General features: G+C 39.1%; 14 protein-coding genes. 3 read left to right on the top strand and 11 right to left on the bottom strand.

Features of this window, described 5'->3' with window-relative positions; genetic code table 11:
- Positions 1–41: 41 nt before the first annotated feature.
- Positions 42–1,760 (bottom strand): lysine--tRNA ligase, encoded by a 1,719-nt coding sequence (gene lysS, locus K2F45_RS14215; RefSeq protein WP_075992757.1) that lies wholly within the window; start codon positions 1,758–1,760, stop codon positions 42–44.
- 326 nt (positions 1,761–2,086) lie between these two features.
- Between lysS and K2F45_RS14210 the strand changes: the two genes are divergently transcribed.
- Together K2F45_RS14210 and K2F45_RS14205 are read left to right on the top strand one after the other, a co-directional pair.
- On the top strand, positions 2,087–2,692 hold the full coding sequence (locus K2F45_RS14210) for an RNA polymerase sigma factor (RefSeq protein ID WP_075992756.1): 606 nt from the start codon (positions 2,087–2,089) through the stop codon (positions 2,690–2,692).
- 14 nt (positions 2,693–2,706) lie between these two features.
- Entirely contained in the window at positions 2,707–4,071 is a 1,365-nt protein-coding gene (locus K2F45_RS14205) for a hypothetical protein (RefSeq protein ID WP_075992755.1), read from the top strand.
- 79 nt (positions 4,072–4,150) lie between these two features.
- Here K2F45_RS14205 and K2F45_RS14200 read toward each other — a convergent pair whose 3' ends face one another.
- From K2F45_RS14200 to K2F45_RS14160, 9 genes are all read right to left on the bottom strand, one after another.
- Positions 4,151–4,762, bottom strand: a complete 612-nt coding sequence (locus tag K2F45_RS14200) for an HAD family hydrolase (protein ID WP_153844589.1) — start codon at positions 4,760–4,762, stop codon at positions 4,151–4,153.
- A 131-nt stretch (positions 4,763–4,893) separates the two neighbouring features.
- Positions 4,894–8,064, bottom strand: coding sequence for an efflux RND transporter permease subunit (locus K2F45_RS14195; protein WP_075992754.1), 3,171 nt, complete (start codon positions 8,062–8,064; stop codon positions 4,894–4,896).
- A 38-nt stretch (positions 8,065–8,102) separates the two neighbouring features.
- A complete protein-coding gene (locus tag K2F45_RS14190) occupies positions 8,103–9,260 on the bottom strand; it encodes an efflux RND transporter periplasmic adaptor subunit (RefSeq protein ID WP_075992753.1) in 1,158 nt (385 codons plus the stop codon).
- Between the two features lie 26 nt (positions 9,261–9,286).
- Positions 9,287–10,612, bottom strand: coding sequence for a TolC family protein (locus K2F45_RS14185; protein WP_075992752.1), 1,326 nt, complete (start codon positions 10,610–10,612; stop codon positions 9,287–9,289).
- Positions 10,613–10,620: 8 nt separating this feature from the next.
- Positions 10,621–11,208, bottom strand: a complete 588-nt coding sequence (locus K2F45_RS14180) for a TetR/AcrR family transcriptional regulator (RefSeq protein WP_158638758.1) — start codon at positions 11,206–11,208, stop codon at positions 10,621–10,623.
- A 294-nt stretch (positions 11,209–11,502) separates the two neighbouring features.
- Positions 11,503–11,922: a c-type cytochrome gene (locus K2F45_RS14175; RefSeq protein ID WP_075992750.1), complete on the bottom strand. Its 420-nt coding sequence runs from the start codon at positions 11,920–11,922 to the stop codon at positions 11,503–11,505.
- A gap of 1 nt (position 11,923) precedes the next feature.
- Entirely contained in the window at positions 11,924–12,571 is a 648-nt protein-coding gene (locus K2F45_RS14170) for an SCO family protein (protein ID WP_075992749.1), read from the bottom strand.
- Positions 12,572–12,672: 101 nt separating this feature from the next.
- A complete protein-coding gene (locus K2F45_RS14165; protein WP_075992748.1) occupies positions 12,673–13,095 on the bottom strand; it encodes a hypothetical protein in 423 nt (140 codons plus the stop codon).
- Positions 13,096–13,135: 40 nt separating this feature from the next.
- Complete coding sequence (locus K2F45_RS14160; RefSeq protein WP_070563819.1) at positions 13,136–13,633, bottom strand: PaaI family thioesterase; 498 nt, start codon at positions 13,631–13,633, stop codon at positions 13,136–13,138.
- A gap of 91 nt (positions 13,634–13,724) precedes the next feature.
- On the opposite strand from K2F45_RS14160, the gene K2F45_RS14155 reads away from it, so the two are divergent.
- Entirely contained in the window at positions 13,725–14,957 is a 1,233-nt protein-coding gene (locus tag K2F45_RS14155; RefSeq protein WP_075994819.1) for an MFS transporter, read from the top strand.
- A gap of 244 nt (positions 14,958–15,201) precedes the next feature.
- On the opposite strand, the gene purN is transcribed toward K2F45_RS14155, so the two are convergent.
- Complete coding sequence (gene purN, locus K2F45_RS14150) at positions 15,202–15,774, bottom strand: phosphoribosylglycinamide formyltransferase (RefSeq protein ID WP_070563826.1); 573 nt, start codon at positions 15,772–15,774, stop codon at positions 15,202–15,204.
- Between the last annotated feature and the right edge of the window lie 11 nt (positions 15,775–15,785).

Genomic DNA, 15,785 nt, shown 5'->3' with positions numbered 1-15,785 from the left:
ATTTTATTGAGGCAGCTTTTTTAGCGATTATAGATACCGATTTAATTGAACCAAGCAAATACTTCGTCTTTCGTTGGCATATTGATATCTAGTTTCAGTTTTTTACGCATACCACCAAGGTCATTAAAAACCTTGTTCGGATTCGCTTCTTTTAAAGCTTCAATGGTTGTAAAGCCCATTTTTTGTAAGGCAGGAACCCAAGCTGCAGGAATACCTTGTTCCTCATAATCTTTCACTTCTGCTACTTTGGCGACTTTTTCAGGTCTCATTTGTGGGAAGAAAAGAACTTCTTGGATTGACGCATTATCGGTCAAGAACATGATTAAACGGTCCATACCGATTCCAAGTCCAGAGGTCGGCGGCATTCCATATTCCAATGAACGAAGGAAATCCTGATCAATAAACATGGCTTCATCATCACCTTTTTCAGAAAGGCGCAATTGATCTTCAAATCGTTCGCGTTGATCAATTGGATCATTAAGCTCTGAATAAGCATTGGCAATCTCTTTTCCACAAACCATCAGCTCAAAACGCTCGGTTAAATCAGGATTATCTCTGTGCTTCTTCGTTAAAGGAGACATTTCTTTTGGATAATCTGTAATGAATGTTGGTTGGATGTAGTTTCCTTCACATTTTGCACCGAAAATTTCATCGATCAATTTGCCTTTACCCATGGTTTCGTTTACATCAATGCCCATTCCTTTGGCGGCAATACGGATTTCGTCTTCAGATTTTCCAGTAATATCAAATCCAGTAAATTCCTTTATGGAATCTGTCATCGATATCCGTTTATATGGTGCTTTGAAGTCAATTTTATGTTCCCCGAAGGTAGCTTCAGTCGTACCGTTTACAGCCAAGGCACAATGTTCTAACAGACGTTCTGTAAAGTCCATCATCCAATTGTAGTCTTTATAGGCTACATAAATTTCCATTGCGGTGAACTCTGGATTGTGGGTACGATCCATTCCTTCATTACGGAAGTTCTTAGAAAATTCGTATACACCATCAAATCCACCAACGATTAGTCTTTTTAAATAAAGCTCGTTGGCGATACGAAGATATAATGGAATATCTAAAGCATTATGGTGTGTAATAAACGGACGTGCTGCAGCACCGCCTGGAATGGATTGTAGGACAGGTGTTTCTACTTCCATATACCCCGCGTCGTTAAAGAACTGGCGCATGGCATTGAAAAGCTTCGTACGTTTGATAAATATGTCTTTGTTACTTGGATTTACGATCAAATCCACGTAACGCATTCTATAGCGTTGCTCTGGGTCTGTAAAGGCATCAAAAGTTTTACCTTCTGCAGATTTAACGACAGGTAGGGGACGTAGCGATTTGGATAAAACGGTAAGTTCTTCTACGTGTACTGCAATAGCCTCGGTTTGTGTTGTGAAGACATAGCCTTTGATACCAACGATATCTCCGATATCCAATAGCTTTTTGAAAACGACATTGTATAGGTCTTTATTCTCATCAGGACATACATCGTCACGCTTAATATAAGCTTGAATACGTCCGGTAGAGTCTTGAATTTCAAAGAACGAAGCACTACCCATCACACGACGACTCATGATACGTCCAGCAATGGTAATGTTCTTATAATTCAATTTATCTCTATCGTAATTTTCTAAAATATCAGCAGCATGTGCATTGACGACAAATTCGTTTGCTGGAAATGGATCAATTCCCATATCCAACAACGATTGCATCGCTTGTCTTCTAAGTTGTTCCTGTTCGGATAATACAGTACTCATTCGGTATGAATAATATTTAAAATGTGAAAATCACGCAAAAATAGCCATTTTTTTCAATTCTTTTTATGGATTTTTTTTGAAAACACTGTAGCGAAAGGAAATGGCATTCCGTTATATGGGATAAAAATAGTTAAATAGTGATATTATTACAAGGGGACATTCGACTATTTGATTTTGAGTTTTATAATTTTAATTTCGTTATCTCCTCGAAAAAAACGTTCATAATGAAGGGGAGAATTCGATAGATTGTTTACATGGCATGTGTTATTGATTGCATATGAAAGGCAATTTGTCTAAGTTTGAAACTTAATAATTAAATGGTTTAAGTGGGCATAATTCGGTCATATTTTTATAACAAGAAGCTATCATCTTTACATGATGCCTTAGAGCGTTGCTTGCGCGATCGTGAGGACGGCAAGGCTTTCGTTTATAAGAAGTATTATGGTTATCTCATGGCTATTATTATTCGTTATGTAAAACAGGATGTGGACGCGGAAGAGCTCGTGAATGAAAGCTTTGTTCGGGTATTTCGAAAATTGGAATCATTTAATAGGGATATTGAAGATGAAAATCTCGAAAAATCGTTTAGAGCATGGATAGGACGAATTGCTGCCAATATTTCGATTGATTTTTTACGAAGTAAAAAGCAGTTTTATTCGGTTGAAGATTTGGGAGAAGGGGATATGCATACACCGGCAGTACAATTGGACAGTCGACTGGAGGTCAATGAGATTATGCGTCTGCTCGATCAGCTCCCTGAAATTCAAAAAACTATTTTTAATCTCTATGAAATTGAGGGGTATTCACATGATGAAATTGCCCAGATGCTTAATATACCAGATAGTACGTCAAGGACTTATCTGACGCGAGCGAAACAAAAACTTAGAAAATTATACTTGGATTATACAGGCGTAGTTCAAGAAATAAGATAAATATTGTTGTTACGATGAAAGACAATAAGAAAAAGGAATTGATAGAAGAGATCATTGGACAATTAAAAGACCATGAACTACCTTATAAAGAAGGTTCCTGGGAGAAATTTGCCTCAAATTATGGCGTTTCAGCACATCGTTCCTCTAATTGGAAGTATTGGAGTGCTGCTGCGGCTGTGTTATTGTGTTTTGGTGTAGGATATTGGGGGCTAAAGACGAATGTGGAGACTGATTTACCTGCTGTCGTTTTGACACATCTGCCGGAACGCGAAGATGTTTTAGGTGATCATAAGGATTTAAAAGGATCGATACAGCGTTCGTTATCGGATGTTACGGGCGATAGGATTGTGAGTGCAGAGGTATTATCGGCGAAGAAGCCCTATACCTATTCTGTGCCAACGGACCATTCAACTGAAAATTTGGACAATCACCACTTGGTATTGAGTACTGGGCAATTAATGCGGGGCCACGATGTGGCTGTATCAGCCGATTTAAGAAGGCTGCAGTCCATGCAATTGAAAAATAATTCATTTTCAGCGCAGGTTGGTCTAACGGAAAGTGAAGTGGAACGAGTAAGCGCGTCAACAAATACCACTGTGACGAATAGTAGTGCCGTTATTGCTTCGGCCAATTCAGGGTTTATGTCGCCTGTTAATCAAACGCAACGCGATGCTGCAAAACTATCACAATTGTATGCTGCGCAACAAGGTGGGGCAAGGAATAGTGTTGTACACACGAACGTTAACCAAGATAAGAAATGGGAAATGGGCGCTTTTGTATCACCTGCCTCTACGTCAGAAAGTATAACGCTGGGCGGTGGGGTCGCACTAGCCTATAATATTTCGAGTAAGGTAAGTCTTCGTTCAGGAGCTTCCATTCAACATTATGGAGCTGTTTCGGGTAATTCACCCATTACTCCTGCAATGGGATCAAATTCTCTTAATGCAGATGCGCCAAATTATATTTCTCAATCGAATTTGAATAATTCCTTTGCGATGCGGGCAGCAGATGCAAAAGATGCAAAGAGTAATGAACGAGTGTCAGGTAAAATCCTAACAGTTGATATCCCATTGGATGTTAGATATGCGATCAACAAGAATTTCTATACCTCAGTCGGTGTATCCTATGTTGGTGTATTGGATCAGGAACGGGCAACGATCTATGAAACAAATAATACGGAGTACAGACAAAAATCCCAAGACAAAAATGTTGATGATAAAGGTGTGAACGGCTTTATTAATTTTTCAGTTGGTCGGAAACAGAAAGTTGGAAAATTATCCATTTCTGTAGAGCCTTATTATAAAGCTCCAATCGGAAATTTGAAATCATCCGATTTGAACTATAGCAACGGGGGAGTGAAAATAATTACTAGTTTTTAAATAGCATAATGCTATAAAAAAGCCGCAGTAAGCTTGAAGTTTACTGCGGCTTTTTTTATAGTCTGCAAATCGGGATTTATTAAATTTCATCAACGCGAACCCAACCCATTCCTGCGGCTTTCGCACCTTCAACTCCTGGGATCCCGTCTTCGTAGACCAGGCATCTTTCCGGAGCAATATTCAATTGAGCCGCTGCCAAAAGAAAGGGTTGGGGTGAAGGTTTTCCCTCAGCTGTATCTCCAGCACAAACCAGTGTTTCCAAATCATCCCATACACCAATGGTGGTTAAGGTCATGGATAAGGTTGTTCTGGTTCCTCCTGAAACGGCAGCGATGTGTTTTTTACCTTTCTGATATTTTAGATGTTCAACAACGTAATCTACAGGCTTAGTCTTGAAAACATACTCGTCTCGAAAAATGGTAGACTTTAGTGTTGAAAATTCTTGATAATCGAAATCTACGCCATAGCGTTTGCTGATTTCCTCTGCAACAGCCACAGTGGGCCATCCGGCAGTTTCATCAATCAAATTGACGTCCAACTCGACCCCGTATTGTTGAGCTGCAGCCTTATATGATTGCTTGTGTGCATCCATATTATCAGCCAGGGTACCATCGACATCAAATAATAGCGCGTCATAGGATTCGGCAAGAAGGTTTAGTAATTCAAATTTTCGTTGTGATTCAGGTGACATATACTTTTAATAGTGAGCTGTAAAAATAAAAAAATATAATTGGACGAGCAAAAAAGAAGCCTTCCCCTTGTTACAAGGAAAGGCTTCTTGCTGTTAGCTCCGTGTGGATTCTTCACAGAGGCAGCGTATAATTAGTGTGAACTTAAATTTTTCGCTTTCTCTTCATCGAAATTAGCTTCTAATTCAGCCAATTTTTTCTTACCGTATGCCATACGTGTAATCACAACGAATAGCACTGGAACGATAAAGATCGCTAGGAGTGTGGCTGCAGTCATACCACCAAATACCGTCCAACCGATTGTTTGGCGAGAAATTGCTCCAGCTCCATGGGATAGCATCAATGGAATAATCCCCAAGATGAAGGCAAAGGACGTCATGATAATTGGTCGTAAACGCAATTTTACAGCATCTAATGTCGCTTCATAAAGGTTCATCCCAATATCAACCCGTTCCTTAGCAAACTCAACGATTAGAATCGCATTCTTAGCAGCAAGTCCAATGATGGTGACCAGACCAATCTGTGCATAGATGTTATTATCCAATGTAGGGATTAATGTTAGGGTTAATATAGCCCCAAATACACCTAGTGGTACAGATAACAAAATGGAGAAAGGTACAGACCAACTTTCGTATAAGGCAGCCAATAGTAAGAACACAAACAGGATACATAAGGCAAAAATTTGGATGGTCTTTGACCCGGATTGCATCTCTTGAAGAGATAGACCGGAGAACTGGTAGTCAAAACCTTCTGGTAATGTTTGTGCAGCCACTTCTTGCAAAGCTTTCAATGCATCTCCAGATGAGAAACCGGGAGCCGAACTACCATTAATCTCGATACTTCTAAAGATATTGTAGTGGTTGATGATTGAAGGCATTGTCATTAATTCGTACTTGACCAGTGTACCCATCGGTACAGGGTTCCCAGAAACATTGTTGACATACAATTTGTTGATGTCTTCAATATTCATACGGTACGGAATATCAGCTTGTGTCACGACACGGTAACTACGACCATACTTTGTAAAGTCATTGACATAGCTACTTCCCAAATAGGATGATATTGTCGAATAAATACTTGAGATAGGCACGCCCATACGTTTTGCCTGTTCACGATTGACCTCCAATTTGTAGTTTGGAGAATTGGTATTAAACATCGTGTAGGCCATTCCAATTTCCGGACGTTGGTTGGCTGCCATCAAGAATTTGCCGACTGTTGCTTCGAAATCTTTGATATTTACAGTCTGTAAATCCTGTACTTGCAAAGAGAAACCTCCAGATGTACCTAAACCTGGAATTGCCGGCGGTGTTACCGCCAATACCCGTGCTTTGGTATAACCCATGTATTTACCCATAATCATTCCAGCGATATCGTTTGCAGTACGTGTACGGGTTTCCCAAGGTTTAAGAGAAACGAACACTGTTGCTCCATTGGATTTAAACGCGCGGTTTAGGATATTGATACCAGAAATTGCGGTAACATACTTGATTTCAGGGAAAGTCTTGTGTAGATCGGCTTCAATCTCTTTAAGGACTTCATTAGTACGTGCAGAAGAAGAACCTTCCGGCAAAGTAATACCTGCAAAAAATGCACCACCATCTTCCGAAGGAATAAATCCTGTCGGTTTGGTTGTAAACATCCAGCCTGTTCCGATAAAAATACACAACAGAATGATCAATACAAGTGGTGCTTTTTTGATTGCTTGTTTTACACCATTGGAGTATCTGATGGTCACCTTTTCAAACCAGACATTAAATTTGTAGAAAAATTTATTCAAACCTTTGGCACCTTCATGTACTGCTGTTGGTTTTAATAAAATCGAACATAATGCTGGGGTCAACGAAAGGGCAATAAATGCAGACAACATAACGGACACAGCGATCGTGATGGCAAATTGTTGGTACAATTTACCGACCATCCCAGGGATAAAACCTACAGGAACGAATACGGCAGCCAAAATTAATGCAATTGCAATAACCGGAGCGGTGATATCGCCCATGGCGCGACGTGTCGCTTCTTTTGCATCCAGCTTATAATGGTCGATATAGTGCTGGACAGCTTCCACCACAACGATGGCATCATCCACCACAATACCGATGGCCAATACAAAGGCGAGCATGGTCAGGTTGTTGACCGAAAAGCCAAACATCAGGAAGAAGATGAATGTACCGATGATGGATACAGGAATTGCCAATACGGGGATTAATGTTGCCCTCCAGCTTTGAAGGAAGAAAAATACCACCACTGTTACCAGGATCAATGCTTCAACTAGGGTATGGATAACCGAAGAAATTGAGGCATTTACTACCGAAACTGTCTCGTAACTGATGGTATAATCTACGTCAGTTGGAAAAGATTTCTTTAATTTTTCCAATGCTGTCACAATACCTTCTGCGGATTCTACGGCATTTCCTCCCGGGGTCTGGTTAATCATCATCGCAGATGAGGTCATACCATTTACGGTAGATGATGTACCATAATTAAATTGACCCAATTCAACACGTGCAACATCCTTTAAAAGTACGATAGATCCATCTTTGTTGGTTTTTACAACGATGTTTTCAAAGTCTTCCGGATTCGAAAGGTCACTATCGGTAATGATTGGATATTCAAATACCGTCGAAGACTCTTGTGGACGTCCACCCACACTACCACCAGGTATGCGGGAGTTTTGTTCCGCAATCGCTGTCGATACATCGGCCGGGGTCATGCTTAGATTAGCCAATTTATTTGCATCTAGCCATACACGCATTGAAAACGGCTGACCAAAAGCGGTTACGTCACCGACACCTTTCACACGTAAGAGCGCATCTTTAACGTATAAGTTATTGTAATTGGCCAAGAAATTTTCATCTCTTGTTCCTTTTGGTGAAGTTAAGGCAACCAACATCAGGATATCGTTATTGGCTTTACGGGTCGTAATTCCCAGACGTCTCACAGCTTCGGGAAGGGCTGGTTCAGCGATTCCCACGCGGTTTTGTACGTCTAAGGTCGCAATATCGATATCCGTACCTACTTCAAATGTCACCGTAATTGTTGCTTGACCATTTGACGTACTATTGGACGACATATAAATCATGCCAGGTGTACCATTGATCTGACTCTCGATAAGAGTTGTCACGGTTTGTTCAACCGTCTGTGCATCAGCTCCGGTGTAATTGGCCGTAACCGTTACTGTTGGAGGTGCAATAGAAGGATACTGGCTAATTGGCAACGTGGATACTGCAATGATCCCGATAATTGAAATCAATATCGAAATAACGATTGCGGTAACTGGCCTCTTAATAAATACTTCTGAAATCATTCTATATCTTTTAGATTCTCTTTAAAAAATTAATGGTGTTATTTTCCTTGAGGTGCTCCTTTGGCAGCCTGTTGGGCAGCGACAGCAGCATCAACTACTTTAACTCCATTTTGGACATTCATGGTACCGTCGACGATAATCTTTTCACCGTCTTTGACACCTTCTTTAATCACAATTTTATCACCAGCTTTAATACCTAATTTTACTTGACGTATTTCGGCTTTACTGCTATCATTCACCGCATAAAGGTTAAATACCCCGAGCTGCTCAAAGACCGCTTTGTAAGGTACAACAACTTCTTCTGTAGCCGAGGTTGTTGATACATTCATCGTAATATTCATACCAGCCCGCAATTCGTTGGCATTGTTCGGGAAAGTCGCCCGCACTTTGATTGTTCCGGTAGCAGGGTCAACTGCGCGGTCAATGGTTGTGATCGTTCCTTTGCCTTCATAAGTGCTTCCATTTGGCAATAAAAGAGAAAGGTCCGAAGATGAATGGCTACTTTGCAATTGAGTAAATTTGGCAATATCCTTTTCGTTTACCTGAAACTCAACAGCAATTGGGCTGGTTGAAGACAAAGTATTCAATAGGGTTGTACCTGGGTTAACCAAGGCTCCCAAACGTACCTGTGATATCCCTACAGTACCACTGAAAGGAGCGCGGATCGTCGACCGTGATAAGTTTGTATTTGCAGTGACCAATGCCGCACGAGCCGACTCTACCTGTGCCTGAGAAGCTGCTACATTTGATACTGCATTGTCAAAAACCTGCTTCGCAATCGCATCTTTATCGGCCAATGTCTGGTAACGTGCTAAATCTCTTTTTTGTCGGTCCAAATCAGTCTGTGCGACCTGTAAGCTTGCTTTAGCTTGTTGGACAGCTGCGTTGTAGCGTGTTCCATCAATTTCATAAAGAGCTTGTCCTGCGGAAACTACTGCACCGTCAGAAACATATATTTTTGTGATATAGCCGCTTACTTCCGCATATAGATCTGCTTCGTTCAACGGTTTGACTGTTGCTGGATAGCTGATTGTACCTGTAACAGTCTCATGCGATGCGACACCAAAGCTGACAGGGACAACTTTTTCAGCCTGAGCCTGTGCTGCACCTTGCTTTTTTGCATCTTTATTTCCACAAGAGGTCCATACTAATGCCGTCCCAAGGAAGAAAGCGAATAATAATTGTCTTTTATTCATGATTTGTATTAGTTTCCGTTTATTGATTAATTTGTGTGGATTGCCCCAACTGCTTTCTGAACATCCAATTTACTTGATAATAGCGCATAAAGGGAGTTCAAATAATTGAGCTGTGTTGTTTTGAGATCAGTCTCTGCCGTCATTAAATCGAGGTAAGTTTTGATACCTTCGTCATATTGAAGTTTGATTGTCTCGTATACTTCTTTGGAGAGATCCACATTTTCTTTAGCTGTTTTCCAGTCATTTAAATTTGCATTATAGGTTGCCTTTGCCAACGAATATTCTGTGTTAATGCTGTTTTCTAAATTTTTGATATCCCAGTCAATTCTTTCTTCCTGCAATCTGGATTTATTGATTTGTTTTTTACGTTTAAACCCGTCGAAAATTGAAAAAGAAACATTTAGGCCAGCTACTGAACCCGGGAAATTGTCGGAATAAAGCTTACTGAATTTATCATTTCTATAGTTGAATGCGTAATTATAAAAGGCACTTACGCTTGGTAAATATGTCCATTTATAATACTGTGTGCTCAACTGTTGAATCTTTTTCGATGTTTCCAATTGTTGGAATTCAATTCGATTAGAGACACTTATTCCTGCAGTTGTATCAAGTAGAATCTCTGATTCCATACTGCTATTGTCAAATGAAAGCGTCAAATTTTTGCTTTTATCCAAAGCTAGCAATTGTTTAAGGTATTCGTATTTATATTTACGAAGCTCAACCGTTCTTTTCTCGTCAGCATTCGAATTTGCCAACGCAATTTGCGCTCTCTTATAGTCGGTTTTATCAACTAAACCCACATCATATTGTGACTTCGCATCTTTCAATTGTTTTTGAAGGCGAGCAATATTTTCGCGAACAATCTTGATCTGCTCTTCCGAGGTAAGGATGTCATAATAGGCTTTACTGACCTCCACAACAGCTGTTATTTTTTTGTTCTCCGTATTTTGTTTATTACCGAGACGTACCAGCTCAGCGGCTTTTTTTGCCTGCATTAGCTCCGGATTAAGGATCTGTTGGTCTGCTTGAAGCGTTAAGGCACTCGCATTGTTCTGCCCCATTTTAATATTATTTCCGCCAATATTTGCTAATGGAACAATGACATTATAATTGTAACTTCCTTTTAGACCCAATTGTGGATACCAACCTGAAAGGGAGATGTCAATATCTTTTTCACCGATGGCCTCGTCCAATTGTGCTTGTTTTACAGAGATTTGATTACGTAAGGCGTAATCAATCAGCTGCTGAAGTGTTGCATTTGCCGGCAAGTTTTCAGATTGCTGTTGTGCAAATCCTGTATTACTCAAAAGCGACAGGGCCGCCAAGGAATAAACGATTCTATTAAACTTCATATATGTAATTAATTATTTTTTTCTCTATTAATAGCTCCATCCCAAATAATCCCAATTAAATCTTCTACATTCTGTTCAGAGAATTTGAGATCTTTAAATTTGATACTGTGAACAGTCGATAAGGCTACACCAATATAACTGGCCACCAAAAGATGGACGTCTACCTGTTTCAATATTTTTCGATCAATGCCTTCTTGTAAAAAATCAACAACTTTATTTTGTCCACCTACAGGTTCTTGTATCTCAGCTTTGTTTTTCTCGTAATAAGGAGAGGAAAAAAACTGTTCAAAAAAACTGAAGATATGCCCATTTTCTAAATAGAACTTGACAAAGTTGCGCCAGATATGAATAAAGGAATCTTTATAATCGAAATCATCTTTTATACCATCAAAAATGTAATCATTCAGTAATGTTCTACAATGTTTGAACAGTGCAAAGATTAGGTCATCTTTTGATGGAAAATAATGGTAGATAGTTCCTATTGCTACATCAGAATCTTGTGCGATTTTGCTCATCGGCGTTCCATGGAAGCCGTTTGTTTGTATAAGTTTTAGTGTGCTGGCAAGTACTGCCGCAATTTTTTCATTGGAATTCATCAATCGAACGTTCATTCGGTTGCAAAATTAACGATTAATTTGGATCCAAAATGTCAGAATATTGTTATAAATCAATAAATATAAAACGATTTGAACCAATAATACAATAAGGAAAAAAAGGTGAAATTGTTTTCAACTTTTTATTTTTTTTGATGGGCGGAGGGGAAGTAGTGCCAAGAGTGCCAGGGTTGTAGCTTGATTGTCGCTTGCAGATTGGCCCGAAGATCTTTCTTAGAGGAGGTGGATCGGTTGCATAGAAAAAAAAGCGTTGGCTTATAAAACCAACGCTTTTTTCTATTTACAATTTTTTAAATTTTTCTCCACTTCTTCCAGAGGATATAGATTCTTTCCTTTATTGATCTTGGTATTGATGTATGTTAATACATAAGCGATATCAATTGCAGAAAGATTTGAAGCGGGCATGGTATTATTAAACTTTTTGCCTGCTACTTCAAGTTCTCCGGAAGTCCCGTGCTTGATGATACAAGCAAGCTCCTGACGATGCGTTTGCAGAAAGGTAGTATCGGTTAGGGGAGGATAGAGATTTCCCAATCCTTCACCTTTCTCTCCATGACAATTTTGACAATGTGTCCGGTATACCTTTTGACCATTAACCGCATATTGTGCCGTTTTGATATCAACTTCCTGCTGACAACCAATCAAGATCGATAAAATAACCCCGATCGTTATACCTGTTGTTAAGAGAATGCGCATGTTATTTTTTAGCCCCACTCAAGAGTAAAGGTAAATCGTTCATCAATTTTTTTACCTGCTCATCGTTTGTACCGTCGTAGGCACCCCGAATTCTTTTATCCTTATCTATTAAGACAAGGTAACCTTGATGATCGTAACCTCCAGGTGCATTTTTATCTTCAGCGGTATAAACCAGGTATTGATTGGCTAGACCATATATTTCTGCTCTAGTCCCCGAAACAAATTGCCAGTGATTATTGGTTACACCCAATTTATTGGCATAATCTTTCAGTACATAGGGTTGATCGTATTTAAAGTCTATACTATGGGACAGGAAACGAACTTCTTCATTATCCTTGTATTGCTGGTATATCTTTAATAGGTTGCGATTCATCGTCGGACAGATACTTGGACAATGGGTAAAGAAGAAGTTGGCGATATATACTTTACCCTCAAAATCTTTATCTGAAATCATTGTACTATCCTGATTGAGCAGTTTAAAAGGTGGAATAGTATGATAGACTGTATCTACGATTTGTTTTCCATCAACTGTTTTTTCTACAGCTTCTCTTTCGCCATAGATGGGTAGGCTTGTCTGGCTATTGTTTTTACAGGAAAATAAACCGAGTAAAAGGCCAGTTGCGCAGTAAAATTTAGTTATGGATCTCATGTGTTTAATAGTTTTGTTTGTAAAAGCTTGATTCCATCTTTACACGAACAATTTAATGTTAATCTAAAGCGGGGTGGACTGCGTTATTTGAATTTTTGGATTTAAAAATTCTTTAATTTGTCTTGGCTTTCTTTAGAAACATTATCAAATATTTTTTTCATATCACTTACTTTTTGCAGCTCTGTTTCAAAATATTTAACATCTGTTGAATCTGGGTTATATCCTTTCATCCAGTCCATCATATGGTCTGTAGCACTTTCTAAATTAGCTTTCAATGTGCTTAGCTCTTTTCTTGTTAAATTGGTGTCTAAATCAGCCTTAGTTGTTTTTAGGTTTTTTAAATTTGCCAAAATAGAATCTATCTTAACAGCATCGCGGTCGAAATGAGCGATTTGAGGCATAATTTCATCATGTATCTTAATAGTTGAATCTTGCAGGGCTTTTACACCTGTTGCACCATTTCCCTGAGTTCCACATGCTGCTATTGCCAAGGATGCGATAGCTACAAACGCGATTTTATTCATGTTTTTTGTTTTTTGGTAATTGGACAAATATATTAATTTCTTATGGCTCAATATTTCGATTTCTGGAAGGGAATGTAAAATTCAAGTCACGAATATAGGTTTCACAACGTACCGTGGCACAGAGATCGCCAGACTTATCTTTAATTTCCAGTGTAAAATCCTTTACTACTTTGCCTTTTGTGCGGATAATATGGGCACATTCTTCAAGGATTTCCTCGGAGAGTTGCACAGAATATTCCACGCTGGTTTTACCGGGTTTCTTAAAGGTGATCTGTGATGATTTTAACCAGGCCACCGTTTTCTTAAAACCAATCTTTTGAAGATACTGATCAATGAGGATGGGGAATATTGGATCTGCTGCAGAAAAGATCGTTCCGCCAAATAATGTTTTGTTGGTATTGATATTGAATGGTGTCTTATAAATTTTTACTTTGGCGCCTTGGAAGCCGGGGCTAATTTTTTTAACCCAGATTCCCTGAAATAGAAATGGTGGGTAAATACGTAATAGCCATGTTAAGGCAAGTGGACTATATCTCATGATGCAAAAATAAAACAATGTGTCGGATTATTTTTCGAAATCTTGGTTTTATAGCTTCACTATGGTATTTTTACAGATCAAAAAACCTAAAATGTCAACAATAAAAGAAAAACAATCCAGCAAAAAAGTATGGTTACTGGTTATGATTGCATCACTGGGCTATTTCGTCGATATCTACGATTTGATTATTTTCTCCATAGTTCGTATTCAGTCCTTCACTGATATTGGCGTCCCTGCGGAAGAAATGCGGGTAAAGGGTGAATTTGTGCTCAATATGCAAATGGGCGGTTTGCTGTTGGGTGGAATTCTTTGGGGGATTATAGGGGATAAATTTGGACGTTTAAAAGTGCTTTTTGGATCGATTCTTTTATACTCTGTAGCGAACATTGCAAATGGTTTTGTACATGATGTGCTTATGTATGGTATTATTCGTTTTATAGCGGGCGTTGGATTGGCCGGAGAACTGGGGGCGGGAATTACCTTGGTTTCTGAAAGTATGCATAAATCAAAACGCGGTTATGGGACCATGTTGGTTGCCGGTGTCGGTGTTTTAGGCGCTATATTGGCCTATTTTGTCTCGGAAGAATTTGACTGGCGGACGGCCTACTTTGTCGGTGGTGGAATGGGCTTACTGTTGTTACTGTTGCGCATTGGCTCTTTTGAATCAGGATTATTTAAGGATCAAGATAAATCGGGTGTTGTGAAAGGAGATATCCGTATGCTTTTTACAAATAAAAGCCGGTTAAAACGGTATGTTAACTGTCTCTGTATTGGCCTTCCAATCTGGTTTGTTGTCGGTGTTTTGGTTACACAGGCTCCGGAAATCGGCAAGGCCTTGGGGGCTACAGGTACACTGAGTGCTGGTCAAGGGGTGATGTTTACCTATATCGGTATTTCTATCGGGGATGTACTGGCAGGAATATTCGCACAGATTTTAAAATCCCGCAAAAAAGTGGTGTTTATATGTCAATTAATTATCATTGGAAGTTCACTATGGTATTTATTGAGTGATGGTATTACAGCGACAAAGTTTTTAAGCCTTGCCTTTATAATGGGCTTAGGAGTAGGATATTGGGCAACCTTTGTGACTATCTCAGCGGAACAATTTGGTACAAATCTCAGAGCAACTGTTGCAACGACGGCCCCCAATTTTGTACGGGGTGCACTCATTCCGTCAACAATGCTATATGGGCTTCTAGTAAATGCATTTGGAATTGTGCCAGCAGCAATTACAATGGTTGTCGTTCTTTCGGGTATAGCAATTTATTCGTTGACCCAGTTAGAAGAAAGCTTTGATAAAGATTTAGACTACCTGGAAGAGTAGTCAACAAATAGCTATTTTTTTCGTCCCGGACATTTTTTACAGCGTTTGCCTTCTTTATATTTTTTGCAACACTTTTTAAAGCAGGCACAAGAAAAGTCAGAAAAAGGGTTCATAGCCGTATTCCGAAACTGAAACAACCCGGCTTTATTTTCTGACTCATCGATCTCCAACACAGATTCAATAACTTCGTTCATAATACAAAGTTACAATTTGTTTAAAACAATTCTAAATAATAGAATTGTTTTTACATTTTTTTGATAAGATTTTCAATTATTTTAGGGAAGTACTGATGTTCGAGTTGCTGCCCTTTAAATTTAATAATGTCTAAAGTATCGTTGGGATCCACTTTGAATCGTGCTTGGTATATAATTTCCCCCTCGTCAAAATGTTCATTTGCGAAGTGGATCGTAATGCCATGTTCCTCTTCCTTATTGGCCAAAACGGCTTTGTGCACATGGTCACCATACATACCTTTGCCACCATATTTTGGTAGGAGAGCAGGATGTATATTTATAATTTGATTTGGAAATGCTTTCAGAAGGTTATTCGGAACGAGCCAAAGAAAACCTGCCAAAACAATCAGATCAATATTTAAGTTTTTAAGAATATTGACAACGTTGTCGGTTTTGTAAAATTCATCACGATCAAATATATGTGCAGGTATTTCAAAATTGTCGGCTCGTTGAATAACGTAAGCATCAGGGTTATTGGATAAAATCAAGGCAACCTCAGCTTCATCTGAATACTTGAAATGTTCCATTATTTTTTGAGCATTGGACCCTGAACCTGAAGCAAAAATAGCAATTCGTTTTTTCACGATTAATAAGT

The sequence above is a fragment of the Sphingobacterium siyangense genome (genome assembly GCF_023277505.1).
Taxonomy (GTDB): Bacteria; Bacteroidota; Bacteroidia; order Sphingobacteriales; family Sphingobacteriaceae; genus Sphingobacterium; species Sphingobacterium siyangense.
The sequence above is the reverse complement of the archived record's forward strand: the minus strand, read 5'-3'. Positions and strand labels throughout refer to the sequence as shown.